The sequence below is a fragment of the Phormidium yuhuli AB48 genome, from assembly GCF_023983615.1.
Lineage (GTDB): Bacteria > Cyanobacteriota > Cyanobacteriia > Cyanobacteriales > Geitlerinemataceae > Sodalinema > Sodalinema yuhuli.
Map to the genome: position 1 here is coordinate 487,066 of NZ_CP098611.1, position 25,366 is coordinate 512,431.

Consider the following 25,366-nt stretch of genomic DNA (forward strand, 5'->3'; position numbering starts at 1 on the left):
GGAGCCAACCCGACGATCGCGCCTTGGGGGCGATCGCCTTGCTACAGTGATTCTACCCTGGCTGAGTCGCTTGGAAACCCCTCACCGGGGCGAGGAACTGACTCGTCTGTCAGTAAATTCAGATGGGGGTTCACCAATAAATCTACAATCCCACTGGCGAAGGAATCACTTTCCGGACGAACTCGGAACATGGCGATATCAATTCCTCGGGCCAAATAGGTAAACTGGCCATCCACTGTTCCCGACACCCCCGCATTGAGGAAATAGGCCCCCGGATTCAGCAAACAGCGGAAGTCAAAGCGAACCTCAATCGTCGTATTGGGATCAACCCGTTCAATTTCCTGACTGGCCGCCGTAAAGGACGCTCCCCCGAGTTCCAACCCACTGACGGTTTTTACCAACATCCCAAAACGCACCCGATAGGCGGTTTTATAGAACGTCACCTGGTAGGTATAGACATAGTCCTTGCGGCCCGTGAGATGATTCACTATGCGGCCGGCGGGAGTTTCAATATGGGGATTCAGGATTTTCGCCCCCCGAGGGATATAGGAAATGGTGTTTTTAGGAATCAGGTTGGGGTCATAAAAATCCTCATCCAACGGGGATTGAGTCCCCTCTCCTGTGTCGGTGGGAGAAGGAGAGGGTTCAGCGGCGAGGGGTTGGGGGAGATCCGGGGGTAAATCTGGGGTGTTGCGAATTTCCTGACGGAAGCTTTCCAGACGGTCTGGGGGGGCGTAAATCAGCTTATGATAGCGGTCAATGGTGAACTTGGGTTCATGGGCTAAAAGCGCTTCGCCATGGTCGAGGAGGAGGGCGCGATCGCACAACTCCACCACCTTACTAGCTGAGTGGGAGACAAACAGAGTGGTACTTCCCTGGGATTGCAAGGCCGCAATCCGAGAAAAACAGCGACGTTGAAAGGCCTCATCCCCCACGGCCAAGGCCTCATCCACCACCAAAATATCAGGATCGACACTGGTGGCCACTGCAAAGGCTAAGCGGACAAACATCCCACTGGAGTAGGTTTTTGCTGGCTGATCAATAAAATCCCCAATATCAGCAAAGCCGGCGATATCATCAAAGCGTTCCTCAATCTCGGGTTTCGTCAATCCCAAGAGTTGACCGCTAAAAAAGACATTTTGGCGGCCGGTGAACTCCGGATTAAACCCACTTCCAAGTTCCAACAGGGCCGAGATGCGGCCATTCACCTGTAAATTCCCCGATGTGGGCATCAAGGTTCCCACGATAATCTGGAGAAGGGTACTTTTACCGGAACCATTGCGTCCCACAATCCCCAGAGTCTGTCCTCTGGGGACCTCCAGACTGACATTCCGCAAGGCCCAAAACTCCGCATATTTCTTTTGGCTGGGAAATAGGAGTTCTTTCAAGCGATCGGTTGGATGTTGATATCGCCGAAAACATTTCGAGACATTGTGAACGGAAATAGCCAGATCGTCCATTGAAGCCATTAGACTGTCAGTTCGAGGGTGAGCGAGGTGAGGAGAACCAAGGGGGGGAAACAAGCGTGACGTTCCTTACAAGACATCAGCAAATCCCGGCCGGAGTTTACGGTAGGACCATAATCCCCCCAAAAAGACAATCGAGGCAACGACTCCGGCGATCGCCCATTCCCCCCAATGTTGGATCTGTCCCACTAGAATCGCATCTCGATAGACTTCCGCTAAGGCCGCCAAGGGATTTAGCCAAAAAATCCAATTTTGGAAGGCTTCGGGAATGGTATTGACGGGGTAGACGATGGGAGTGAGGTAGAACCAGAGATTTAACACCACATGGAGGGTTTGGGGAATATCCCGCAAAAAGACGGTTAAGGCGGCGGTGAAGTAGCCTAACCCCGAGGTGAGGAGGAGTTGAGGTAGGCAGAGGAGGGGCATCAGCAGTAGGGTGGTATGGAACTGCTGGGTGAAGATGGCCACGAAGATGATGAGAATCATCAGACCGAAGGTACTTTCTACAAAGGCGGCACAGACGGGAACCAGGGGCAGTAAACTTAGGGGGAAGACGACCTTTTTGACCAAATTGGTTTGGGAGACGACGGCTGAGGCGGCTTGAGAGAGGCCGTTGGTGAACGCCAGCCAGGGGACGAGGCCGGCGAATAGCCATAATCCATAGGCGAAGTTGTTGGCGGGAACTCCGGACAGTTCTAGGCGAACTTGGAGAACGACGGAAAAAACGTAGGTGTAGATGAGAAGTTGACTCAGTTGCGTCAGCAGCGGCCAGAGATTTCCCAACACCGATCCTTTGTAGCGGGATTCGAGTTCTCGTTGAACGAGGGTTTTCAGGAGTTCAAGTTTGAACCCCCAACGGGCCTCTTGCAGATAATGGCGAAGAGAGGTGACTTTGCTGTTGGAAGAGGGAATCGTACCGCGCAACCGTTTTTTCCTCACGAAGGGTTTGACGACAACTGTACTCGATCTGTTGGGGCGATCGCGCCGTGACTCGTTGGTGATCTGGGCGTGAATCGTCCGACTTGGGGGATTCGGGATTAGATTTTAAAGCACTTTGTCGGGATTTTCTAGGCGGGACTGTCCAGAGTCGGTGTGCTGAACCTTGATATAGTAAGGGGCGATCGCCCTTCTCTAAATCCGGTTTCAAGACGGCTTATCCTATGACATCCCGGTTTTATCAGCTGTTCCAGTCACTCCGCCGATCGGGTTTCCGGTCCCAAGATTTGACATCTGCGGCCTCTGACATGGTTTCCTTGGGCTTAGGTTCCCATCCTCTTCATCGTCCCCATCTGAGTGGTTGTTGGGAGACTTGTGAGATTGAGGCCTCAGGGCTGTTGCGACTGGTGGGTTGGACTCGTGAAGAACTGGTGGTTCCTGAACTCGTCGTCAATGGTGCTAGGATTCCCCTGCTCAATCAGTATCGCACCTATCGCCCTGATGTGGCTCGACAGACCCAAGTTCCCTTTTCTGGGATTACCTTTGAGTATCAACTGCCCTATGGGGTTACGTTAACAGAGATATCTCTGAGCTTGGGGGGCGATCGCCTCTGGCAAGCTCAAGGTTCCCTGACCCTCACAGCCCCGGCTTATGAGGGCTTGCTGAGCTGTGAGACGGTTTTGGGGCGTCAGCAGATTTATGGCGAAGGACTGCCCTCCCCGGTCGTGTCTGAGGTGGTTATGGCGTTAGTTGCCCCCCTCCCCGGACCCATTTTAGATTTTGGCTGTGGCATGGGGGCGTTACTGGGGGCGTTGCGAGGGGGCGATCGCGCGGCCTACGGGATTGAAATCGATCGCCCGGCCATCCGCGAGCAGTTACGGCCCGATGTCGCCGAGTACGTCACCCTCTATGATGGTAGTTTTCCCCTTCCCTACGACGATGGCCAATTCGCCTCCGTGGTGAGTATTGAAGTCATCGAACATATCCCCAACTACCGCCAGGTATTGGAGGAACTAGCCCGAGTCAGCCGCGAACAGGCGGTGTTCACGGTTCCCAATATCGATGCCATTCCCCTTTGTTTCCCGCAACAGGTGGTTCCCTGGCATCTTTTGGAAGCCACCCATGTCAACTTTTTCAACCCCAGTAGTTTTCAGAAACTGCTATTGGAGTATTTCTGTGAGGTGGAACTCCTACAAATCCATCCCGTCAGCGTCAACGGAACCCGGTTCCATACCAGCGTTGCCGCGATTTGCCGCAAGTAGGGTCCTGCCTTTACCCTAGGACTAAGATGTTGTTGTGATTGGGGGCGATCGTCCATGGCTATTATTTCCTCTCAGGCTAACTCCTCCCAACCGGGCGATCATCGTAATCCCCTGCTACAGCCGGAAACCACCGCCGAGGATGTCGCCGAATACAGCCCCGACGAGACTAAACCTCAAACCCAAATCCAGGCCGACGAAAAAATCCGCCCCCAACAGTTAACGGATTACATCGGCCAATCGGAACTCAAAGAAGTTCTCCAGATTGCCATTCTCGCCGCCCAATCCCGCCAAGAAGCCTTAGATCACCTTCTTCTCTACGGGCCACCGGGACTGGGAAAAACCACCATGGCCTTAATCCTAGCCGCTGAGATGGGAGTTGGCTGCAAAATCACCACCGCCCCCTCTTTAGAACGTCCCCGAGACATCGTCGGCTTACTGGTGAACCTGAAACCGGGGGATGTGTTGTTTATCGATGAAATCCACCGTCTCAGTCCCATGACCGAGGAATTACTCTATCCGGCCATGGAAGACTATCGCCTCGATATTACCATCGGCAAAGGCAAAACCGCCCGCACCCGTAGTATTGACTTACAGCCGTTCACTCTCGTCGGGGCCACCACCCGCGTGGGTGCGTTGACATCTCCCCTGCGCGATCGCTTTGGCCTAGTACAACGATTACGATTCTACGAACCCGAAGAACTCAGCCAAATTGTCCAACGGACCGCCAAATTATTAGACACGCCCTTAACCGACAGTGGGGCCTTAGAAATTGCCCGTCGTTCCCGAGGAACTCCCCGGATTGTCAACCGTTTGTTAAAACGGGTTCGGGACTACGCCCAAGTGAAAGCTTCAGGAACGATTACTGAGGAGATTGCTAAAGCGGCGTTAGAGTTATTTGAAGTGGATCCCATGGGCTTAGATTGGACCGATCGCCGTTTATTAACGGTTACCATTGAGCAGTTTAATGGGGGGCCGGTGGGGTTAGAAACCTTAGCCGCCACAACGGGGGAAGATGCTCAAACGATTGAAGAGGTTTATGAACCTTATTTGATGCAAATTGGCTATCTCACCCGCACGCCACGGGGACGCATGGCCAGTCCAGCGGCTTGGACGCATCTGGGTTATGAGCCACCCAAACGGCAATTACCGTTGTTTTGAGTGTGACTTTGGGGGGTAATAAAGGGTCTGTAAGGTTTGACCAGCAACGGTTACAGGAGATGTTATATAAAATAAAAGAGTCTCATCGTTGTCAACAAGGCTCCCTGAAAAGAAATGAATAGAGGCTATTTGTTAAGAAAAGATCAAGAGAAACTGGGAAAAGGGGTCAGACGAGGCATAAAAGAAGAGAACCCAAACTGACAGAGCCATGACGCAACCAGGATACTCCAGCGATGAGTGAGTAGATGATGGTGGCAAAAAGGTAAATGGAGGCAAGCGATATATTCTCGTCGATCCCTTAGGGTTGATGATTTTTGTCTTCTCCCAAGCAAGGATTACGAGCGTCTACCTCAAATGAGTGAGTGCTTTGTCTATCAAGCGATGACGGCTCTGATGCTTCAACGCCTCGATTAATATCACTAGATAAAACGGGAGGCGAGTGATCATGGCTAATAGCAGTAAGTGGGTGGGGATGCTGGTGACGATGGCACTGTGGCTGTCAGCAGAGGAGGGGGTTATGGCGGTAGGACGACGACCCATTGCTGTCTCCACCCAAAACACCGCAGAGGAACGGTGGTCATTCCCTGACCGGCTCCCCACCCCAGCAGCGGTTTCCCTGGCTACAGGATCGTTCTCTGCCCAACAGAACCCCGACCTTGTCCCGCCCCCAACCTTCGCCCAAAGCCCCAGCAGTGAGCCCCGCTTAGCCGAGGCTGATCGCCTCTTTCAGCAAGGTATCGAGCAATTTAACCGCAACCAGTTTCGTGAAGCCTTGGCCTCCTGGCAGCAAGCGTTAGAACTGTATCGCGCTCTGGGCGATCGCCAACGGCAAGGGGCTGTCCTAGAAAATTTGGGAACTACTTACGCCAACCTTGGTGATTATCACCGCGCTATCGAGTTCTTTGAGCAAGCCCTAGCCATTCGCCGCGAGCATTTGGGGAATAGCCATCCCGATGTAGCTACCAGCCTCAACAACTTGGCCTCACTTTACCAAGACCAGGGGCGTTATCGGGAGGCCGAACCCCTCTTGCTGCGTGCCCTAGAGATCCGAGAAACCGCCCTGGGAGAGAGTCATCCCGATGTCGCCGCCAGCCTCAACAACTTGGCCTCACTTTACCAAGACCAGGGGCGTTATAGGGAGGCTGAACCCCTCTTGCTGCGTGCCCTAGAGATCCGAGAAACCGCCCTGGGAGAGAATCATCCCGATGTCGCCGCCAGCCTCAACAACTTGGCCTCACTTTACCAAGACCAGGGGCGCTATGAAGAAGCTGAGTCCATCTATCAAGAAGCTTTGACAATTGCCCGCGCAATTGGAGATCTGGATTCAGCAGCTAGCACTCTAAGCAATCTGGGAAATATTCATTTTGCCTCAAGGGAATACTTAGAAGCCATTAGATTTTATGAACAGGAATTAGCACTTTATAGAGAAATTGGAAATCGCTCCGGGGAGGGTAATGCGTTGTTTTCCTTGGGCTGGGCATATGCTTTTCAAGCTCAATACGAATTGGCACTGGATTACTTTAATAATTCACTTAACATCAGTCAGGAGACAGAAGATGAAAACAGGATTGCTAACATTTTATATGCTTTAGGCTGGACATATCATAGTCTTGGCGATTTTCAGAAGACTCTAAAACTTTATGAAAATGCACTAAAAATATTCGAGGAAACTTCCAATACACATGGATTTTTGAATATTCTGAATGGATTAGGTTGGGTTTATATTGACCTGAATCAAGTAGAGCTTGCAATTGACTTTTTTCATCAACAACTAGAGATTGCACGTCCATCGTCTAATCGTAGACAAGAAGCTAATGCTTTTAACGGATTAGGTTTTGCTTATGCCAGATTACGTGAATATCAGGTTGCCATTCACTACTCTAGGCAAGCATTAGAAATTCATCAAGAAATCAATGATATTAGGGAAGAGGCTTATGCGCTGGGTGACATAGGAAATATCTATGCGGCTCTTGGTGAGTATCAAACTGCTTTGGATTATTTAACCAAATCTTTGTCAATTCAACGGACACTGAATAATCGTTGGGGTGAAGGAAGAACACTCAGCTCAATTGCACAAATATTTGAGGCTCAACAACAGCCAGAGTTAGCCATCACTTTTCTGAAGGCCTCGGTGGTGCTTCGAGAATCTATTCGAGAGGATATTCGCAATTTAGATGTTGGTATACAACAGTCTTTCACTAAAACGGTTGCCGATGACTACCGTCATCTGGCTAACCTGCTCCTGAGCCAAGGTCGCATTCCCGAGGCGCAGCAGGTGCTTGACCTGCTGAAACTGGAGGAACTCCGGGAGTTCACCAACACCCGCGCCACCTGGACAGGCACTACCCTAACCTATACCGAACCCGAACAAACCGTGGTGGATGCCCACGGTAGCCTAATTGCCCTGGGTAGCCGCCTCCTGACCTGTGAAGCCACCAACTGCAGTGACCTTAACACCCTCTACAACCAACAGGAAGCTCTCAGATCCCAGTACGATCGCCAGGTAGCAGAGTTCAACCGAATCATTCGCGCCAGCCGAGGCGAGGATGATGTCTTCCAAAACCCCGAAAGACTCAGCGGTGATGCCGAAAACTTGCTAGCCACCTACGCCGAGGCTGGGGAAACAGCGGTGCTGATTTATCCTTTTGTCTTGGAAGACAAATTGTGGCTGGTGTGGGCGACAGTGGGCAACGTCATCGGCAGTGTCGAGGTGCCAGTATCCCAAGGGGAACTGGCGGCGACGGTGCAGCGATTTGGGGAATTGCTCAATGGCGGTTCCTTGGTGGAGTTGCAAGCCACCAGTCAGCAACTCCATGACTGGATCATTCGGCCTCTGGCAGCGGAACTGGAGCAAAATAACGTTGACCACTTAATTTTCGTTAACGATCGCGTTACCCGCTACATCCCCATGGCGGCGCTATTTGACGGCGATCGCTTCCTGCTAGAGCGCTACCGCATTTCCACTGTACTCTCTCCAGCCCTAACGGAAACCAGCGGGCGGCTGGGGCGGGTAGATGAGTCCCAAGTATTGGGGTTGGGGCTAACCCAACCGGTGGCGGGTTTTAATCCCCTGCCCGCTGTGGCCGAGGAACTGACGGCGATCGTCCGGGATGAAACCCTAGGGGCCGAGGGGATTTTCCCTGGTCGTGTGTTTCTCGATGATGCCTTCACGTTTGCGGCACTCCGGGACAACGTGGCCAACCATCGGGTGCTGCATATTGCCACCCACGCCGCCTTTGTCCCCGGTCGTGCCCAGGAATCATATATTTTGTTGGGCAATGGAGATCGCCTCTCCATTCCTGAGATCAACACCATTGAACGCCGCCTGCGAAATCTCCATCTGGTGGTGCTTTCCGCTTGTCAGACTGCCCTGGGGGGGCCAGGGGGAGATGGAACTGAGATTGCGGGGCTGAGTTCTTACTTTTTACAAACGGGACGGGCAGAGACGGTGATTGCTTCTCTGTGGTCGGTGAACGATACCAGCACCAGTGTGTTAATGGAACGATTCTATGCCCTGCTAGCTACCGAGGAACTGACCAAAACGGAGGCGTTGCGGCAGGCACAGTTGAGTTTGCTATGGGGGGAGGATTTAGGGGCACTGGGCGATCGCCTGAACTTAAGCCGAGGGAGTATTGAAGTCGTATCGGCAGGGGGACGGGCAGCAGAGGCTATCCCTGGGAGGTATGATCATCCCTACCACTGGGCACCCTTTATTCTCATCGGCAATGGGCTGTAGCGCTTAACCTATGGGGGTAACAAAGAGTCTGTAACCCTTGACCAGCAAAGGTTACAGGAAATGCGATCTAAAATAAAGAGCCTCATCTTTGTCAACAAGGCTCCCTAAACAGAAATGAATAAAAATCTACCAGAATTATCGTTATTCACAAACTATCGACTGGTCATTTTAGGGGATCGAGAATCTTGTAGCGTCCAGTTAGCTGAATGGCTCCGTCAACGAAAACAGACCTATTTTTGCCTCAGATTGAAGAAAAACACGTATATGGAGTAAAAAAACTTTGGGAATTCCTGCAAAATCTAGTAGCTGTACCGGGAGTCTCTTTGTGCTTTAAAGGGGTCAAAATTACCCAAATGCGAGGGGTTTAACTGGAGAATATTGCGGTGAAGTGGAAACGAACATGTCGAGGTTAGAGGGCAAAAGAATTATCGACTCTTTTTTACCCCCACAGTCGCTTATAAACAGGTCTCGATCTCGACTCAGAGAGAACTGCCACTAGAGACTGACCAATCCTACGTCCTAAGTCAACAGGAACAGCATTTCCGAGTTGTCTCATCGCCTCTGTCCAAGAGCCAAAAATAGAATAGTGATCCGGAAAGGTCTGAATCCGTTTGGCTTCTAAGATTGTGTAATACCGAACCTGTCCATCACGGTAACGAATCATATTTTCACCACCAGGAACTCCATGATCACCTGCTTTAAGAGCTTTCGAGGGGAGGTCAATATAACTACCGGTATGTCCCGGATAGGATTTGGCTCCATCTCTCAAATAATGGTCTGGGTGAAATGTCCCAGTTGCATCAGGGTTGGGTAAGGTTGCGATCGCATCTCGAACCGTTTTCCAAGGCTGAAGGCTCGACGGAAAAAGTGGCGGCTGACGTTGCAGAGTTTGAATCCGCTTTTGGAGCCTGCGATCATAATCAGTCAGAGGTGGAGGTTGTAGGTTATGATGCTCCCAATAGCTTTGTGTCACAAACTGAGACCAAAGTAGGGCATCTAAGGAATGACTGGGTTTGGGAAATGACCAGTCCACTGAAATATCTTGGCGAATCCCAAGCAAAATGACTCGTTCGCGACGTTGAGGGACACCATAATCAGCGGTATCAATAAGCTGGACATAGACGCGATATTGCAGGGATGGACCTAGAGGTGATAAATCTATCTGCTGAAGTTGTGCGTGATGGCTTTTCCAGTCTCCTGGTGTGTGAGGTTTTATTTGTGGATATTTAAGCCTTAAAAGAATGTAGTCAAAATAATCCTTAAACGATTTACGCAATAATCCTTTAACATTTTCAAAGATAAAAGCCTTGGGAGTACAAGTTGCGATCGCCTCACAAGCCCAGGGAAACATATCCCGAGAGTCTAAATCGCCACGATGTTTCCCACCGAGAGAAAAAGGCTGACAAGGGGGGCCCCCAGCAATCAAATCTACCGAGCCAAATTCCTTAAAGTTCACCTCCCGAACATCTTTATGAAACACGCGGTTTTTATTATAGTGTTGACAAAGGGTCTGATAGGCATGAGGATTCCATTCAATCAAGGCGTGATAATCAAGACCCATCGACCTTAAACCATGGGCGAGTCCTCCAGCACCGGCAAATAATTCTATACAGGAAAATTTAGACATTTTGACGAGATTCTAATTCATCAAAAAAACGATGAATAGCTTTATAAAGTTCTTCTTTGTTTTTTGAAATTCCTTGACATCGTTCCGCCCAAGGGCGGCCGGGATGGCAAACATCCCAGTCTGACTTGGACTGCCGGTATCGACCTTTCCCCGGATCATGATTGCCAAAACCGTCAATCACAGTATTCCAAAGAGGCTGATATTGACGAATCAATGCAGCTTCTAACGTTGAAATCAAACTACTCTCTGCACCTTCTAAAATCATAAAGCGACAATCATAATCCTTAATCTTAAGCCCTTCACCTTGAGAAATACTCTTGCTATGCTCTCTTAAACGCTGATAAAGTTCATTGGTTCTTCTGTTCGTGTCCTGATACTGTCGTCCTTGTCGCCAACCTTTAGGAACGGCTTTGCCAATGTAAATCGGGACTTGCAAAGATGTTTTGTTAAATTTATAAAATCTGGAATAGATGCCTGAGTTCGCAGTACAGTAAATTTGATACACACCCGGCCCATCAAATTTTTCAGGTGGTGGCATCTTTTGGGCAGGAGTGTTCTGCAAAAACCGAATCGCGTCAGAGATTATTCTTTGGAAATCCGGTGATTGATAAACATGGTTGATTCTAGAAAAACCTTCAGTCACACTAAAAAAGATGGGTTTGGCTGCCAGATAAAACGACAAATACTATAGTCAAACGTTCAGACAAGAACCTCGCCAGTCTAAAAAACAATCAAGGTTAGTATACGACAAAAATGAGATTCTCGTCACCAAGATGTCATCCAGTTTTCACCAAACGACGTTCCGGAACACAAGGATGGGCTATCCTGGAGGCTCGTTCTAGTTTCCCATACAATGCTCTGGCTTATTCTCTCCCTGGTGACCGCCTTCTTTGAATCCCTGCGAGACGTCGCCAACAAAACCTCATCCACCCTTCACAACGACTACGTAATCACCTGGTCTCTCAACGCCTTTACTGCCCTCCTCCTACTCCCCCTCACCCTCATTTTAGGAACTCCCACGATTAGTCCTCCCTTCTGGAATGCCTTACTAGCCGGCAGTTTCCTAAACGCGATCGCCTTCCTCTACTTTATCAAAGCCATTCGCCTTTCCGACCTCTCCAAAGTCGCCCCCCTGACCACCTTCACCCCCCTATTCCTCCTCCTCACTTCCCCCATTCTCGTCGGTGAATTTCCCAACACCTGGGGATTACTGGGTATTCTCCTCATTGTCAGTGGCGCCTATCTCCTCAACTTCGCTCAACATAAACAAGGCTATCTCCAACCCCTACGCGCCCTCATCAACGAACGAGGGGCCCGCTTCATGTTGCTCGTGGCCTTCCTCTGGAGTCTCACCTCCAACTTCGACAAAATTGGTGTGCAAAACTCCTCACCCCTATTTTGGGTCACCACCGTCTATGCCGCCAATGCCCTCTGGCTATTTCCCCTAATGCTGCTCAAATGCCAAGGTTGGAGAGAGCAAATTCAAGCCAAACCCCTACCCCTGTTAGCCATTGGTGGCTTCAATGCGATCGCCGTCGCCTGTCAGATGACGGCCCTCTCCCTCACCCTCGTGGCCTACGTCATCGCCATTAAACGCACCAGCGCCCTCTTCAATGTCCTCTGGGGGCGATTCATCTTCCAAGAAACGGGCCTCAAACAACGATTCTTGGGGACCGGCATCATGGTTGTAGGAGTCGTCGTCATTGCCCTTTCGTGATGCCCCCTTTGCTAGAATCAAATCATCGTTTTTAGTCATGGGTTCCCATCATGGTTGACGCCTCTCGCCGCTGGCAAACTCCCTTACCGACCATGTATGACCTCCCCAGCGAATTCCCGGAGGAACTTGGTTTGCCAGATCAGTTTCATGAATTGCAACCGACGCTCTTGAGCATCACCTGTAAACCGTCAAACTACTCGCCAGAAGACTGTTTGACCGCTCAAGACCTCAATGTCTACTATGACCCTCACCATACCCTCTGGCATAAACGGCCCGATTGGTTTCTGGTTCTTGGGGCCACCCACGTTGACCAGCAAGACCAGTTACGCTGGAGTTATGTCATCTGGCAAGAGGGAATCTCTCCCTTCCTGGTGGTGGAACTGCTCTCACCGGGAACTGAGGCGGAAGATTTAGGACGCAGCAGTATGCGCCTAGCCGATAAACCCCCCAGTAAATGGCAAGTCTATGAGCAGATTCTCCAAGTTCCCTTCTATGCGGTGTTCGATCGCATCCAAAATGAGTTTCGGCTATTTGTCCTCACCGGCGGCCGCTATCAAGAACAAGACTTGCCCGAACGCCGTTTCTGGTTCGAGGAACTGGGGTTAGGGTTAGGAGTCTGGAATGGTCCCTATCGTGGGGTGAACGGACGCTGGCTGCGTTGGTATGATGCGGATTGGACTTATATCCCCACTCCCGCAGAAGAAGCCGAAACAGCCCGCCAAGCCGCTGAACAGGAACGCCAAGCCGCCGAACGGGAACGGCAACGAGCCGAAGCCGCAGAAGCTGCCCTCAATCAAGCCCAGAGCGAGGCTCAGCAAGCCCAGGAACAAGCTATCAACAACTTTTTAGCGATGGGCCTTGATGTGGCCCAAATTGCAGCCGCCTTGGGTGTTTCTGAGGCGCTGGTGCAACGGGTTCGCGATGGCTTAGGGGACTAGCCCCATTTGGCTCCCTCAAGCCTGCCATCGCGGTTTGGGGGAGGGATTAGGCAGGATAAATCCGTAGGCGACGATTGGGTTCATCGCCAAAACTATCGGATTTGAGGCGATAGTGTTCCACCAGTTCATGCTGGATTTTACGAACTTTGGGCGATCGCGGTAATAACTCCACCGGTTGCCCTTTCGGCAGAACAATCTGTTCAACGGCCAAACGGGCCTCTTCTAACGCCTCAATCTCATCATCACTGGCATTGTGACTAAACAGCCGCAAATCCGCCACATCGGGAACCCCCGGATCGTCCATTTGCAACAAGCGCCGTAGGGCCCGGGTAATCTGAGGAATGGTACTGGATTTAATCAGATGGATGGGAATTTGTCGGGCTTTGGCCACATGACGCAGTTTCGAGTGATTGCGGAAGTGCGATCGCAACGCCAACACCGCATTAGCTTCATCCAAATCCTTGGTAATCACCACCGGTAACTCCAACACCCCAATCACCTCTTCCAATTGGCCGCGACTAATGGCGTAGGGATAGAGATAAAATTGCTCCTCCTCATCCACCATCTCATTGCCAAAGCGGTCAAACTGAGGACTACTAGAGAGAGAGGCATCGAGTAACTGCTCAAAGTGTTTCTGAGGGGAACTGGTGGCGACTCCATTGGTGCGGGGTAGCGGTTTCATCTGGCCTGAAGCCCGCCAACCCCGTACCCCAGCATCTTTTGGAGGCTTCGGGGCAATGGGGGCGTCGGGTAACTCATGGGAGATTAGCACCTTACCACTCTCATTCATGGTTCGCACTTGAGGGTTCGGCTGTCGTCCCCGTAGGAGAATATCCACCGTATCGGAGACACTCTCATGCACCACCCAGCGATACCGTTCTAACATCTCCACGGCAATCTCAAAGGTGGGCGGGGCTTTCCGTTCTAAGACGGTTTTTTGGGTTCCCCGCCGTCGGGCTTCGTCATCTCCCAGGGTGACAGAACCAATCCCACCAATTAAGTCTGCCAGGGTGGGGTTTTTGATTAGGTTCTCAATGCGGTTTCCGTGGGCGGTTCCCACCAGTTGCACCCCCCGTTCGGCAATGGTGCGGGCGGCGAGGGCTTCCAGTTCGGTGCCGATTTCGTCAATCACCACCACTTCCGGCATATGGTTCTCAACCGCTTCAATCATCACCTGATGTTGCAGTTCCGGGCGGGCCACTTGCATTCGTCGCGCCCGGCCAATAGCGGGGTGGGGGATATCCCCATCACCAGCGATTTCGTTGGAGGTGTCGATGATGACCACCCGTTTTTGTAAGTCGTCGGCGAGAACTCGGGCAATTTCTCGTAGGGCCGTGGTTTTACCGACCCCCGGCCGACCTAACATGAGAATGGATTGACCCCGTTCGACTAAATCGCGAATCAGGCCAATGGTGCCGAAGACGGCCCGCCCTACCCGACAGGTGAGGCCAATGATATCGCCGCTGCGGTTGCGGATGGCGCTGATGCGGTGCAGGGTTTGCTCAATTCCGGCTCGGTTGTCGCCGCCGAAATGTCCCACGCGATCGACACAGTCTTGTAAGTCTTGTTGGGTGATGGGATCGTCGCTGAGATATTCGGCTTGGCCGGGGAAACGGGCTTCGGGCCGTCGCCCTAAGTCCATGACAATTTCGATGAGAACGTCTCGTTGGGGATGTTGTTCGATGTGGGTTTGGATGGGTTCGGGGAGAATGCTGAGGAGTCGAGTGAGATCGTCGGTGCTGCGCTGCATATCGCGTTCTGATTCTGAAGGGGCGGCTTCAGGAGACGGAGATCGCCCATAGGGAATAGAGGATGACGGGTTGGAATTTGAACTCACCATGAAAGCTCGAAATAGCAACAGGGGCCGTTAACTCGGACAGTGGGGGTTGTTGGCCCCGATTCTGAGGCCCTGTGATTAGGACTTGAGGACGGCTGGGGGCTGATGGTGCAAGGCCACGAGCGATCGCGCTCGCTCGACGGCGGCCCAGAGATGTTGAGGATGCTGGTCTAGGTACATGGCAGAACACCCCTTACTCCTGTTTAATGGGGTCAACATTGGGGACAAAATTGCTCGGGCATAACTGCCGTAGGCAATCCCTGCTATATATTTAGCGGGTTTTGGCCGGGTTACGGGGCTGTTAGACGACGATTGTTGAGAATTTAAGCGGTTGTTAAACAAACCTAGGGATTGTAGTTTGGGGACCGTGTGCTGATTGGTGCCTCCGGCCAGTTGGACATATCCGGGGAGGTTGGCGTTGAGAACCTGTTGCCCAAATTGGATAGTGGCTTTGCTGGTTCCTTTGCCAAGGTCACCACTCATGGAGCGTCCGTCGGTTTGCCAGATGGGTTCGGGAAAGGCGCTACCGATGATGTCGTAGAGCGATCGCAGATAGTCGAGGCTGTTGGGACTGTGTAAACAACTAATGGCCAGTTGTTTGAGCTGGCTTCGCCAAGGGGCGATCGCCCGCCACAGGGCCTCAAAGTCCTCCTGATGACCGGGTTGGGTATGGATTTCAATGGCATCAACGGCCATAGACAGAACAAAGGGGGCTAAGGTTTCGGGACTGGTGCGATAGGCCTTGGCGGAAATCAGTCCCTGGGGACAAATGGGTAAACAACGGCCACAGCCATAACAGCGTTCCTGAATCACCCCTTGATGCTCCTGGGTAAAGGCGATCGCCGCCGCCGGACAGACGGCTTCGCAGGGACGGGGACAGTCAGGCGGACAATGCTCGGGATTAAATTGGGCTTTACGAAAATGGGGATCATCCGCGTCGTTTAAACTCACCATGAGCCAGGGCTTGGGATTGGGGGACAGTCCCCGCGATCGCGCTGACTCCAGATAGACTTGGGCGGCAGCCATACCGCCGCGAGCAGCTTCAACCACCGTTGGATCAGCCGCCACGTCGATGCAATCGACCCCCGCCAGGCTATAGACCAAACTTAGGTTATGAATGGCGGGCAGGTCTTGGAAACTGGCTCCGCAAATTAATTTGAACCAGGTTCCTTGTTTTAAGGAATGTAACGGGTCTCTCAGGTTAGTCACACCTATTATGCTAATGGGTTCGTGAAAAAATGGGGAGGTCTACCTGGGAAAGTTGTTGAAGCCAGAGGGAGAGGGACTTCAGGCACAGCAGACAAGGCGGCCAGGAGGAGTTCCTGAGCTGGGGTTGTCACTTTTGGAATTTGCCCCTATAATAAGAGATCCAGAAAGGAAGCGATAGCATTCACGTTACCCACGAGGGGCCTTCATGGTTTCGACGTGTTGGGAAAATCCGAAGCGTGATGCAGGCCGAGAGTGAGTCTCCTCTCGTAAATCAAAGGCTCAAAACAAAAAGTAAATGCGAACAACATCGTTCCTTTCGCTCGCAAGGCAGCTGCTGTTGCCTAGAAAAAACCTCCAATAGGTTCGAGCACTTATAGTCCGACTCCGTTAACGGCTATAGGTAACCCCCAACGGATGCACTCATTCCCTGTCTCTGGTCAGTGAACTGAGTTAAGACAATACCAGAGCATCCTACCGTCCGGGATAAGGGACGGTCCCCGCCCCAAGGGTTAACGGGGCTAAGCCTGTGAATGATCGTGAGGTCAATACCCAAGGCGGACACGGGTTCGATTCCCGTAGGCTCCACTTTAAGAACGACCTGTTACAGGATCTGTAGCAGGTCGTTTTTGCGTGCAACAGGGGGCGATCGCCCTCAGCCGCTGGCTAGAGACCCCCCCTGTGGAGACCATGGGGCAAGCCCTTCTCCAAGCCCTCTAAATGTCTCAGCCCCTTATTGATTGCGCATTCGCACGGCTGTAGAATGCCAGCGGTTGACCTGTACCGCCCGGTTGAGGGTGTCAGTCCGTCCCCCTGTGGGCAATCTGACGGCTGACTCAAAGCGATTCGAACCGGCATGGAGTCCTACAACTCGGTAGGTTCCATCATCCAGGCGCATTAAAATCGCACTGCCTGAAGCCCCCGGATTGGTATCGCAGGCATGGAAAATCAAGCCTCGGTTTGGCCCCTCGTTATGGGCACGCACTACACTACAGCGTCGATGCTGGCCTGCCGTTTCTCCGGGTTGACCAAAGGCCTGCAGGGCTGGCGTGGGAAAATCTGCCGAATAGGACACCACCATTAATTTTCCGGCAGTTTCCCGCAGGATTCTCGGATTGGTGAAATCCAAACCCAGCCAACCCAACGTCCCCATCTGCCGACCCAAGGGCTGATCCAACCGCAAAATTGCCCAATCATTGGCAGCGGCACGGTTGTCCGTCCAACCATGCTCAAACGTCACCACCCGCGCTTGAGCACGGGCAACACCGCGAATCATTCCGGCTTTGAAAACGAGGCGATCGCCCTGCCCCCGTTGATAGTCAGCACCACTTATGACCTGTTCATTATTGGCCTGTCTAGGTAAACAATGGGCATTAGTGAGTACCAAATTCAAACCGATCAAGGTTCCGGTACAACTGCCCCGTTCCCGGCCATTGGCAGAGACTCTATAAATACGGCCAACGGTGGAATAGGGATACCCCGAGGTCAGCACGGGGCGACGCTTATCCCGGCCAATGACCACACGATCATCAGCGGTATAAGGTTCATCCACCACCGGCAGATCATCGGGAATAAATCCCGATTCAATAAGTAATTCCCCATCCCAATCGGTTTCACTATCGTCAGTTTCCCATTCAATGTCATCCTCTAACGGCAAATCTAGATCCGGTTCTGCCCGTAATGCTGAAAGGGGAGCCGTGAAGAGGACAGCGATTAGGGTTAAAGCAGCTAAAAAACGTAATTTCATCGTCATTATTCCGTGATAGCCCAGGGGTAAAGCGGGCAATGCCTACCCTACTTTTTTCAAGGTTTTAGATTTGGCTTGACCCAGGGTGAACCGTTTTTCGCCCTGGACACGTTTAGCTATTGCCAGTCTCCTTGAAGAATGAAGGCCGCCCACAAACGTGGGTCTTGATATCGTTCCCACAGGGATAACTTGGCGGTGCGTAATGCTTCAGCGGCGGGTTTTCCCTCCTGCATTGTGGCATAAAATTCCCCCATTAATTCCGCCGTTGTTTGATCATTAACATCCCATAAAGAAACGACCACCTGTTTCGCCCCCGCATACATGAATCCCCGGGTCATGCCCACCATGCCTTCCCCTTTAATATCTTCCCCTAAACCCGTTTGACACGCACTCAAGACGACTAAATCAGCATTGAGTTGCAGGTTGAAAATCTGATTGAGGCGTAAAAAGCTCTCAGATTGGGGTTGACCGTTGCGATCAAAAAGAGAAAGTACCAGACCCGATAGTTCTGGATTTTGACTATCAATGCAACCATGGGTCGCCAGCCAAAGGGTGCGATAGTCCCCTAGGGCTGTGCTATTAAACCAATCTTGATTAGCATCAAAATCAAAGGCAGAGCGGACGCTATCCCCAGGAACTAAGTTGATGAGGGTTTGCGCCTCTTGGCGTGTGCCGGGAAGGGGCGCAAGGCCATCGCCCGGAATACAGAGGGAGCGATCGAGGGCGGCACGGCTCAGGAGGGCACTGAGACTAATGGCGGTATTTTCCGGGGGGGTTGGGGTTTCTGAGCGGCCGGTGATGCGGGGATCATCGGAGCTAAAGACGGGATCGGCCAGAATTGCCAAGTCCTTGGGGGCGGGGGGGCGTTGAGCCAGACGGCGGCGTTGGCTGGCGATCGCCGTTCCCGAAGGAGCATGGAGCATTTCATGGCCCATAATCAGGGGGCGATAGGTTTCCTCAGAGGCATCACTGGGGAGGGGCAACGCTGCAAAGGGAATATAGTGAAGTACGCCATCAGGCACAATCAGGAGGCGTTTACCCGCGAGGGCATGACCCACGGGGCCAAGGAGTTGCTCATAGAGGGCAGAGCCTGGGGAGTTCAGCGTCCGGTGCAGGCAGGCGGCGGCGTTGGCGGCGCGGGAGCAGCGGGAACTGATGATGTTGTTATAGAACAGGCGGGCGTTGGCTTCAATTTCTCCTTGGGGGGGGAGGATATAGGTTTGATGGCCGGTTTTGCTCACCAACCAGAGGTAGCTTTGCCCAGGGTGGAGACTGTACTGCAACAGCACCGTATCTTCATCTAAAACCTGCTGTTGGATTTGCTGGAGTGTTAGGGGTTCCGGGTATTGCAAATCACTATGAGCCGGGTTTTGTCGCCGGATTTGGGCCACCACGTTGTCCAATTGTTGATTCAATTGGCGGATCTCTGTGGCAAATTCTTGGCGGATGCGGGTTTGCCCCCCTTCGTTGGGGGAATTCCCCAGGTGCAAACGTTGGATCAGCTGTTGTTCTGCACTGCGGATCGCCGCTAGAATCTCTCTTTCCTGGGCCAATAGGGGTTGCAAGGCGGGCTGATTACTGGAGCGCAGATCAAGCTGAGCTTCAGCAATTAGGTCAATGAGGCTACGGGCCCGGCTGCGTTCGCTGCCGTGGAAGGCGCGGACATCATAGCCTTGGCCGGGGTTTTGCTGATGCAATTGCATCAACAGGTCGGTATAGAACTGGTAGTAATCCTGCTGACGGCTGAAATAGGTTTGGCGCAGGTTGGGGTGGGCGATCGCCCCCCGCAGTTCCTCAATCAGGGCGATCGCCTGTTCAATGGTGGCTAGGGCGGTGGTGAGTTCTCCCTGCCGTTGTTGGACCGAGGCGATATTAGCCAAACTCATGGCCTCCCCTTGGCGATCGCCCACCCCCCGCAACCGTTCTAAGGCTTGTTGATAATGGTTGAGGGCTTGGGGGAAATTGCCCTGTTCGGCATAAAACGCACCGATGTTATTGAGAATATGGCCTTGATGGAGGCGATCGCCCAAGGCTTGATAATGGCTCAACGCTTCCCCTAACCCAGCCCGGCGTTGCTCCCCATCGGCGATCAGGGCCAAATTACTCACACTGGCGGCTTCAAGGCGACGATTGCCCAGACTGCGCCCTACATTCAACGCCTGTTGCCAGGAGTCGAGGGCTTGACGCTGTTCCCCCAGATGATGATAAACCAAGCCGATATTATTGAGGAGGTTGCCCTGTCCCAGGGGATCATCGAGGGATTGATAAATGCGCAGAGCCTGTTGATACAACGTTAAAGCTTGGCGATGCTCCCCCAACTGGGCATAAACCGCCCCTAAATTGGTCAGTGTTGCCGCCTCTTCGGGGCGATCGCTGATGGCGCGATGGTGTTCTAGGGCCGGCTCCAAAAACTGCAAGGCCGTGGTGATTTCCCCTTGATCTGAATACACTAACCCGATGCCATTGAGAACCTTCCCCCGCAATTCCTGAGCGGCTTCAGGGGTTAAGTGTTCGCTAAGTTGCAATGCCCTTTGATAGCTGGCCAAGGCTTGAGGATTGGCTCTCAGTCTGCGGTGGCCAACCCCGGAGAGATAATGGGCAATCACTTGCAGGTTGAGAGTGGGCGCACCGATGGCTTCCAGGCCAGGGATGGCCTGGGCCAATTTAGCCAGAGCGGCTTCGATCTCGGCCTGGCTATCTTCCCCACTTTCTAAAGCATTCTGAGCTTCCAGCACTAACAGCAACGCCGTTGCCATATCTTCGGGGCTTTGGGCAATCTGCCTGTAGGCGGGGATGGCCTCCCCCCAAACTGGCGTAACCCCTGTGACTCCAAAGGCGATCGCCGTACTCAGGCCCATCGCCACGCCCCAAGGCCAATGCTTCATTTTGTTCTACGTCCAAAGAATATCCCCCCAATCTAACCTCTGTCCCGACCATCGGCAAACCCTGACGGCCCACCCTTGCCGTTCTGGGGGCTTGGAGCCAGTAGAGCCGCAAAGGAATGGCTAGGAGGGAGGAAACGGTGAGAATTACGGGCATCTGTAGCCGGTCGTTTGTTTGAGGCCTTAAACTAGAGACGATTCCTCTGTCTTAGTTGTCGACGATGACCTCCAACTTCCCCACCTCCCATCCCCAACGCCGCCTCCCACGTCTTCTGTCTTCCCTGATTCTCGGGGCGATCGCGTCGGGCCTCACCACAACGCTACTGGCCCCACCCAGCCACGCCAATCCCGGCCAAGATGCACCAGAGGAACTACAACAACTCCTACAAAGCATTGATGAAACGGCGACTCAGGGCGATATCGATGCCTTGATGCGCTTCTACAGCGACAGTTTCCGACATTACGATGGACTCAGTCGTGAGAACTTGCAGGCCTCTCTCGAACAACTCTGGGAACGCTTCCCCAACCTCAGCTACAACACCGAGATTCTCTCTTGGGAGCAGACGGCGAACGGCTATGAAGTGGAAACCAAAACCACCATTGTCGGCTTACAGTCCAGGGATTTTGCCAACAGCGAACTTCGCGCCACCGTGCGATCGCGCCAAGTCTATGAGAATGACCAAATTGTCTCCCAAGAGATTCTCGAAGAAGAAATCCGCATTCTCTCCGGGGAGAATCCTCCCAACGTCCGCGTTAATCTCCCCTTAGAAATATCTCCCAATACTCGCTATCATTTTGATTTAATTGTCGAAGAACCCCTTGGAAATGATTTAATTCTCGGGGCCGCTCTGCAAGAACCGGTCTCCAGCCAAACTCATCTCAATCCCAGTTCCTTGGAACTTCAACCCCTCAATGCAGGAGGGTTGTTTAAGGTGGGTGAAGTTGAAAATGGAGAGGGGGATTATTGGGTCTCTGGGGCGATTGTTCGTCGGGGAGGAATTGCGATTATTAGCCGGAGAATGCGTGTGAATTAGGGGGAGAGGCAAGAGGCAAGAGGGTTACCACAGAGGCACAGAGGACACTGAGGAAGAGGAGGGGGGAGAGGCAATAGAAAAGACGTAGGGGCGTACCCTTGTGGTCGCCCGAGGCAAGAGGCAAGAGGCAAGAGATAACCACGTAGGGGCGTACCCTTGTGGTAGGCCGAGGACACAGAGGACAAACCCGAGACGGACTCTCCCCTTTTGCCTTCTTCCACCCTTTTGCCTTTTGCCTTTTGCCTTTTGCCTATTGCCTATTGCCTATTGCCTTTTGCCTATTGCCTATTGCCTATTGCCTTCTTCCCCCTATTGCCTTACCTTGTTCGACGAGGGTTTCGGTCATTTTGGCTAGGCGATCGAGGTGTTGCTTTAAATCTTCGGCTTGGAGACGGAACTCTCGTTTGCGGTGGAGGGCGACCCGGGCTAAATCCTCACGGTGGCGTTCTAGGGCCTTGTGGGCGACCTTGTCCCAAGACTTCATTTCCCGTACCGCCTTATTGTAACGGGGTTGTAAGTCATCCCAGGCGAGCTTGATTTCTCCTAAAGCACTCTCCAGTAATCTCGGTGCATCCTCTTGATGACCGTCTTGGAAGGATGTATAGATTTTGCCAGAGAGTTGGTCAGGATTGAGGGTGGCTAGTAAAGGGGCGAACTTGCGGACTTGCTTGCTGTCGCTAATCCCGGTCTTGCACCAGGTGGCGAAATGCTCGCAGTTGTTGAACAGTAGGTTATATTTGCGCTCCCCTAGGCGACTCTGGGCCCGTTGTAGGGTTGTCTCGGCGATATAATGGGCGGGATACTGCCGAGTATAAATGGGTTTGCCCTGGCTGAACGTCGCCACGGATGTGCGTTTCACCGTTGCCTCGTCCTCCTGCTTAGAATAGTGAATCACCGTGCTGTCCCCGCAATCAATCCCGTGGTGTTCGTAGAGGCCGTCGAGATTGAAGAAGGGACGAATCACATAAATCTGGTCGCCGCGTGCCATAAAGAGAACCTATGAGAGTTACGTTGCGTTAGGGGGACAACCCAATCTGAAATTGGAACAGCAGAAGGCCCAAAACTAGGGTCACGATCGCCCACCCTCCATTATCAAACATTTCGCAATTGCCGAAGGAAATGGAATAATGACGATTGGGTCACGTTGCAGGAACCGTTATGAAGTCACGCGCCTATTCTCCCCTCTCGCTCACCCTTCTGGGGGTGATTCTCCTAACTGTCCTCTGGACTGTCTATTGGTTTGGCTTCCAGAGTTCGCTGACGCTGTTGCGGGGGGCCCCGAGGGGTGAACCGGCGGCGGCGTTGTTTCTCCCCAAAGACCCCCCGTTGGTGATGTCCCTGTTTACCAATCCTCAGAAATTACAAGATTTGCGGCAACTGCGGACTCCGCTGCGCCAACGGGGACAGGCTAAGGCAGAGTTTAAGCGTCTGAAAGCCAGTCTCTTGGCAGATACGAACTTAGATTATGGACGGGACATTGAACCCTGGTTAGGGGATGAGATTACCCTGGCCGTCACCACGGCAGACCTCGATCGCAACCCCGCTAATGGGACGCAACCGGGATATCTCCTAGCCTTGGAGGTTCGAGATGGAGAACGCAGTCGCGAGTTTCTGGATCTGTTTTGGCAGAATAAAGCCGTCTCGGGTCGGGAGTTGCAGTTTGAGGAGTATAAGGGAGTAAAACTCATCTATAGCCGTAAAACCCTGCCACCGACGGGGGATGGGTTACAACTGAAAGACTTTAACCCCTTTGCTAAGAAGAGTGCAGGAGAATGGTCGAGTGCCTTGGTGGGCGATCGCTTTGTGCTGTTCGCTAACGCACCGGAGGTTCTGCGTAAGGCGATTAACGATGCCCAGGTTGAAGACCTCAATTTACAACATTCTCCCACCTATCAGAAGGCGATCGCCCGACTGGATGACCAACGCATTGGCGTGATTCTGGCTGATGTTCCCCAACTGAGTGGTTGGCTAGGGGGAGATTCAGTGACACCGGATTCTCAACTTCCGGATACGCTGGCGATTGGCTTGGGCCTGAGTCGTCAAGGCCTCCTGGCGGATACGGTATGGGCCAGTAGCAACGATGAGAGTACCGTCTCCCCGGAATTAGATCACCCAGTGGCGGCGTTGAATTATGTCCCAGAAGAGAGTGCATTGGTGTTGGCGGGAACAGACTTGGCCAGTCGCTGGCGTCGTGTCTCCCAAGCGGTTTCAGGGGGTGATTTACTGTCTCGTTTACTCACCCAACCCCTGGGAGAGTTGGAAAGCCGCTGGGGAATTTCTTTACAGGAGGATATTTTTGATTGGGTGACGGGGGATTACGCTCTCGCCTTACTGCCCAATGTAGATGACGATGCCTTAGATTGGATTTTTGTAGCCGAAGACCCCCCGGAGAATCACCCCCAGTCTGACGCGGCCATTGGACGACTCGATGAAGCCGCCGCCGCCAATGGCTATAGTGTCGGCCCCTTCACCCTCAAAGACCAACATCGGATTCTGGCTTGGACTCGTTTGATGACGAAGGAAGGGAAAACCACTGAAGGGAATTTACGACTGCGCCTGGAAGCGGATGTGTTAGGAGTACGGGGTCAGTTGAATGATTATCGTCTGCTGGCCAGTTCCATTGAAGCCATCGATTGGGCCTATACCTCTCCCCGTCGTAATTCTCTGTTAGCGAACGGCCAGTTCCGCAAGGAGTTACCTCTACTTCCTGAGGACAATGACGGCTACCTCTATCTCAATTGGCAGGAGAGTCAGGGAGCGTTACGTCAGCAATTGCCCTTTTTGCGGGTTTTGGAACTGACGGGAAATCCTCTGGTTGATCATCTGCGATCGCTCCTCCTGAGTACGGAAGGGAGTCGTAATGGAGTTCACCGGGCCCAGGTCTTGATTAAACTGATTCCCTAATCTGATGGTTTAATAATGCGTTGATAACCCCGAGAGGGAACGCCACAGGGATTCTCTCTCATTTCCTTTTGTCTCCCTACTCACGCTTTTTTTAGACTTCTATGGATTTTCCCGATCGCCTCTTACGCCGACTCAAACAAACGCCACTCACGGCTAATCTCTCAGATAGCGAACAGCAACAACTGTTAGAGATGTCCAGTTACTGCGAGGCCCAGGCGGGACAGCTCGTTTTTACCGAAGGGAGTCCCAGTGACCATCTATGGGTGCTGTTAGAAGGGGAGGGGGAACGACTCCAGGAAGCGGATAGCGGTCAGTTATTGCTCCTAGGAGGCGTGCAAACTGGAGAAACCATCGCCGCTCTCGATTTTATCCTGGAACGCCCCTATAGCAGCAGTTTTCGGGCAACTACTGAGAGTTGCTTATTGATGATTCATCGCCAACATTGGCAACAGTTAATCACGGCCAGTCGTGTGGGGAGTAAGCTGGCCCTGACCTTGGTGGCCATGGCGCAACAGCACTTTGAACAAGGCTTAGCGGCGACGGACGAGTTGTTGCAGATGTATCAGCAGGCGATCGCCCTCTTACAACCTCCCGACTCTTCTGAGGAGGCGGCCCATAACCCCCGTTGGGCCCAGATTCAGGAGACTCGCGATCGCCTGGAAAAGCAACAGCAGCGGTTACGCAAACAACTGCCCCTCGTGGCCGTACAACCTCGGCGATCGCCCTCACCCTGGGGTCCGTTTCTGGCGGGAACGGTGACGGGAATAGTTATTATGGGAGGACTTGGGGCGATCGCCTATGCGGTGGGAGGCTTCAGTTCAAATCCGTCGAGTTCCCAAAGCCATCTCAATCTCCCAGATACAGACGGGCCGAGGTAGCTGAAAACGGGCCCAAAAATGGGGATGTCGCCAGCCGT

The 25,366-nt window shown here is 52.6% G+C and carries 17 protein-coding genes and 1 other RNA gene; 9 read left to right on the forward strand and 9 right to left on the reverse strand.

Going from position 1 to position 25,366, the window contains the following annotated elements:
* Positions 1–41: 41 nt before the first annotated feature.
* Positions 42–1,460: an ABC transporter ATP-binding protein gene (locus NEA10_RS01980; RefSeq protein WP_252665260.1), complete on the reverse strand. Its 1,419-nt coding sequence runs from the start codon at positions 1,458–1,460 to the stop codon at positions 42–44.
* 75 nt (positions 1,461–1,535) lie between these two features.
* Positions 1,536–2,336, reverse strand: a complete 801-nt coding sequence (locus NEA10_RS01985) for an ABC transporter permease (protein WP_252665262.1) — start codon at positions 2,334–2,336, stop codon at positions 1,536–1,538.
* A 374-nt stretch (positions 2,337–2,710) separates the two neighbouring features.
* On the opposite strand from NEA10_RS01985, the gene NEA10_RS01990 reads away from it, so the two are divergent.
* The 3 genes from NEA10_RS01990 (at position 2,711) to NEA10_RS02000 (ending at position 8,558) form a co-directional block, all read left to right on the forward strand.
* Positions 2,711–3,664: a class I SAM-dependent methyltransferase gene (locus NEA10_RS01990; protein WP_252663538.1), complete on the forward strand. Its 954-nt coding sequence runs from the start codon at positions 2,711–2,713 to the stop codon at positions 3,662–3,664.
* A gap of 54 nt (positions 3,665–3,718) precedes the next feature.
* Positions 3,719–4,822 carry a Holliday junction branch migration DNA helicase RuvB gene (gene ruvB / locus NEA10_RS01995; protein WP_252663539.1) on the forward strand — a complete coding sequence of 368 codons (1,104 nt, stop codon included), beginning with the start codon at positions 3,719–3,721 and terminating at the stop codon, positions 4,820–4,822.
* Between the two features lie 445 nt (positions 4,823–5,267).
* Positions 5,268–8,558, forward strand: a complete 3,291-nt coding sequence (locus tag NEA10_RS02000; RefSeq protein ID WP_252663540.1) for a CHAT domain-containing protein — start codon at positions 5,268–5,270, stop codon at positions 8,556–8,558.
* Between the two features lie 439 nt (positions 8,559–8,997).
* On the opposite strand, the gene NEA10_RS02005 is transcribed toward NEA10_RS02000, so the two are convergent.
* Together NEA10_RS02005 and NEA10_RS02010 are read right to left on the reverse strand one after the other, a co-directional pair.
* Complete coding sequence (locus tag NEA10_RS02005; protein WP_252663541.1) at positions 8,998–10,185, reverse strand: DNA cytosine methyltransferase; 1,188 nt, start codon at positions 10,183–10,185, stop codon at positions 8,998–9,000.
* Positions 10,178–10,867, reverse strand: coding sequence for an Eco29kI family restriction endonuclease (locus NEA10_RS02010; protein ID WP_252663542.1), 690 nt, complete (start codon positions 10,865–10,867; stop codon positions 10,178–10,180). The genes NEA10_RS02005 and NEA10_RS02010 overlap by 8 nt, the downstream gene beginning before the upstream one ends.
* Before the next feature lie 171 nt (positions 10,868–11,038).
* Here NEA10_RS02010 and NEA10_RS02015 point away from each other — a divergent pair, with 171 nt between their 5' ends.
* Positions 11,039–11,902 carry an EamA family transporter gene (locus NEA10_RS02015; RefSeq protein WP_252663543.1) on the forward strand — a complete coding sequence of 288 codons (864 nt, stop codon included), beginning with the start codon at positions 11,039–11,041 and terminating at the stop codon, positions 11,900–11,902.
* Positions 11,903–11,952: 50 nt separating this feature from the next.
* Entirely contained in the window at positions 11,953–12,840 is an 888-nt protein-coding gene (locus NEA10_RS02020; RefSeq protein WP_252663544.1) for a Uma2 family endonuclease, read from the forward strand.
* Positions 12,841–12,886: 46 nt separating this feature from the next.
* On the opposite strand, the gene NEA10_RS02025 is transcribed toward NEA10_RS02020, so the two are convergent.
* Positions 12,887–14,590: a R3H domain-containing nucleic acid-binding protein gene (locus NEA10_RS02025; RefSeq protein ID WP_252665263.1), complete on the reverse strand. Its 1,704-nt coding sequence runs from the start codon at positions 14,588–14,590 to the stop codon at positions 12,887–12,889.
* A 165-nt stretch (positions 14,591–14,755) separates the two neighbouring features.
* Entirely contained in the window at positions 14,756–15,886 is a 1,131-nt protein-coding gene (gene ldpA, locus NEA10_RS02030; RefSeq protein WP_252663545.1) for a circadian clock protein LdpA, read from the reverse strand.
* A 196-nt stretch (positions 15,887–16,082) separates the two neighbouring features.
* On the opposite strand from ldpA, the gene ssrA reads away from it, so the two are divergent.
* Positions 16,083–16,474, forward strand: a transfer-messenger RNA (tmRNA) gene (ssrA, locus tag NEA10_RS02035).
* Between the two features lie 142 nt (positions 16,475–16,616).
* Here ssrA and NEA10_RS02040 read toward each other — a convergent pair.
* Both NEA10_RS02040 and NEA10_RS02045 read right to left on the reverse strand, forming a co-directional pair.
* Positions 16,617–17,630, reverse strand: coding sequence for a trypsin-like serine peptidase (locus tag NEA10_RS02040; RefSeq protein ID WP_252663546.1), 1,014 nt, complete (start codon positions 17,628–17,630; stop codon positions 16,617–16,619).
* Positions 17,631–17,746: 116 nt separating this feature from the next.
* The gene (locus NEA10_RS02045) at positions 17,747–20,515 is read right to left on the reverse strand and encodes a CHAT domain-containing tetratricopeptide repeat protein (protein WP_252663547.1); all 2,769 of its coding nucleotides are present in this window, start codon (positions 20,513–20,515) and stop codon (positions 17,747–17,749) included.
* Positions 20,516–20,733: 218 nt separating this feature from the next.
* Here NEA10_RS02045 and NEA10_RS02050 point away from each other — a divergent pair, with 218 nt between their 5' ends.
* On the forward strand, positions 20,734–21,546 hold the full coding sequence (locus NEA10_RS02050) for a DUF8623 domain-containing protein (RefSeq protein ID WP_252663548.1): 813 nt from the start codon (positions 20,734–20,736) through the stop codon (positions 21,544–21,546).
* Positions 21,547–21,838: 292 nt separating this feature from the next.
* Here NEA10_RS02050 and NEA10_RS02055 read toward each other — a convergent pair whose 3' ends face one another.
* The gene (locus NEA10_RS02055) at positions 21,839–22,534 is read right to left on the reverse strand and encodes a lecithin retinol acyltransferase family protein (RefSeq protein WP_252663549.1); all 696 of its coding nucleotides are present in this window, start codon (positions 22,532–22,534) and stop codon (positions 21,839–21,841) included.
* Positions 22,535–22,704: 170 nt separating this feature from the next.
* Here NEA10_RS02055 and NEA10_RS02060 point away from each other — a divergent pair, with 170 nt between their 5' ends.
* Both NEA10_RS02060 and NEA10_RS02065 read left to right on the forward strand, forming a co-directional pair.
* Positions 22,705–24,450: a DUF3352 domain-containing protein gene (locus NEA10_RS02060; RefSeq protein WP_252663550.1), complete on the forward strand. Its 1,746-nt coding sequence runs from the start codon at positions 22,705–22,707 to the stop codon at positions 24,448–24,450.
* A gap of 101 nt (positions 24,451–24,551) precedes the next feature.
* On the forward strand, positions 24,552–25,328 hold the full coding sequence (locus NEA10_RS02065; RefSeq protein ID WP_252663551.1) for a Crp/Fnr family transcriptional regulator: 777 nt from the start codon (positions 24,552–24,554) through the stop codon (positions 25,326–25,328).
* The last annotated feature ends 38 nt before the right edge of the window (positions 25,329–25,366 follow it).

What these genes read in the sequence shown, in the direction of transcription:
- NEA10_RS01980 (WP_252665260.1), bottom strand. Translation starts at nt 1,460, where the DNA reads ATGGACGATCTGGCTATTTCCGTTCACAATGTCTCGAAATGTTTTCGG.
- NEA10_RS01990 (WP_252663538.1), top strand. Translation starts at nt 2,711, where the DNA reads ATGGTTTCCTTGGGCTTAGGTTCCCATCCTCTTCATCGTCCCCATCTG.
- ruvB (WP_252663539.1), top strand. Translation starts at nt 3,719, where the DNA reads ATGGCTATTATTTCCTCTCAGGCTAACTCCTCCCAACCGGGCGATCAT.
- NEA10_RS02000 (WP_252663540.1), top strand. Translation starts at nt 5,268, where the DNA reads ATGGCTAATAGCAGTAAGTGGGTGGGGATGCTGGTGACGATGGCACTG.
- NEA10_RS02005 (WP_252663541.1), bottom strand. Translation starts at nt 10,185, where the DNA reads ATGTCTAAATTTTCCTGTATAGAATTATTTGCCGGTGCTGGAGGACTC.
- NEA10_RS02015 (WP_252663543.1), top strand. Translation starts at nt 11,039, where the DNA reads ATGCTCTGGCTTATTCTCTCCCTGGTGACCGCCTTCTTTGAATCCCTG.
- NEA10_RS02020 (WP_252663544.1), top strand. Translation starts at nt 11,953, where the DNA reads ATGGTTGACGCCTCTCGCCGCTGGCAAACTCCCTTACCGACCATGTAT.
- NEA10_RS02025 (WP_252665263.1), bottom strand. Translation starts at nt 14,590, where the DNA reads ATGCAGCGCAGCACCGACGATCTCACTCGACTCCTCAGCATTCTCCCC.
- NEA10_RS02040 (WP_252663546.1), bottom strand. Translation starts at nt 17,630, where the DNA reads ATGAAATTACGTTTTTTAGCTGCTTTAACCCTAATCGCTGTCCTCTTC.
- NEA10_RS02045 (WP_252663547.1), bottom strand. Translation starts at nt 20,515, where the DNA reads ATGAAGCATTGGCCTTGGGGCGTGGCGATGGGCCTGAGTACGGCGATC.
- NEA10_RS02050 (WP_252663548.1), top strand. Translation starts at nt 20,734, where the DNA reads ATGACCTCCAACTTCCCCACCTCCCATCCCCAACGCCGCCTCCCACGT.
- NEA10_RS02055 (WP_252663549.1), bottom strand. Translation starts at nt 22,534, where the DNA reads ATGGCACGCGGCGACCAGATTTATGTGATTCGTCCCTTCTTCAATCTC.
- NEA10_RS02060 (WP_252663550.1), top strand. Translation starts at nt 22,705, where the DNA reads ATGAAGTCACGCGCCTATTCTCCCCTCTCGCTCACCCTTCTGGGGGTG.
- NEA10_RS02065 (WP_252663551.1), top strand. Translation starts at nt 24,552, where the DNA reads ATGGATTTTCCCGATCGCCTCTTACGCCGACTCAAACAAACGCCACTC.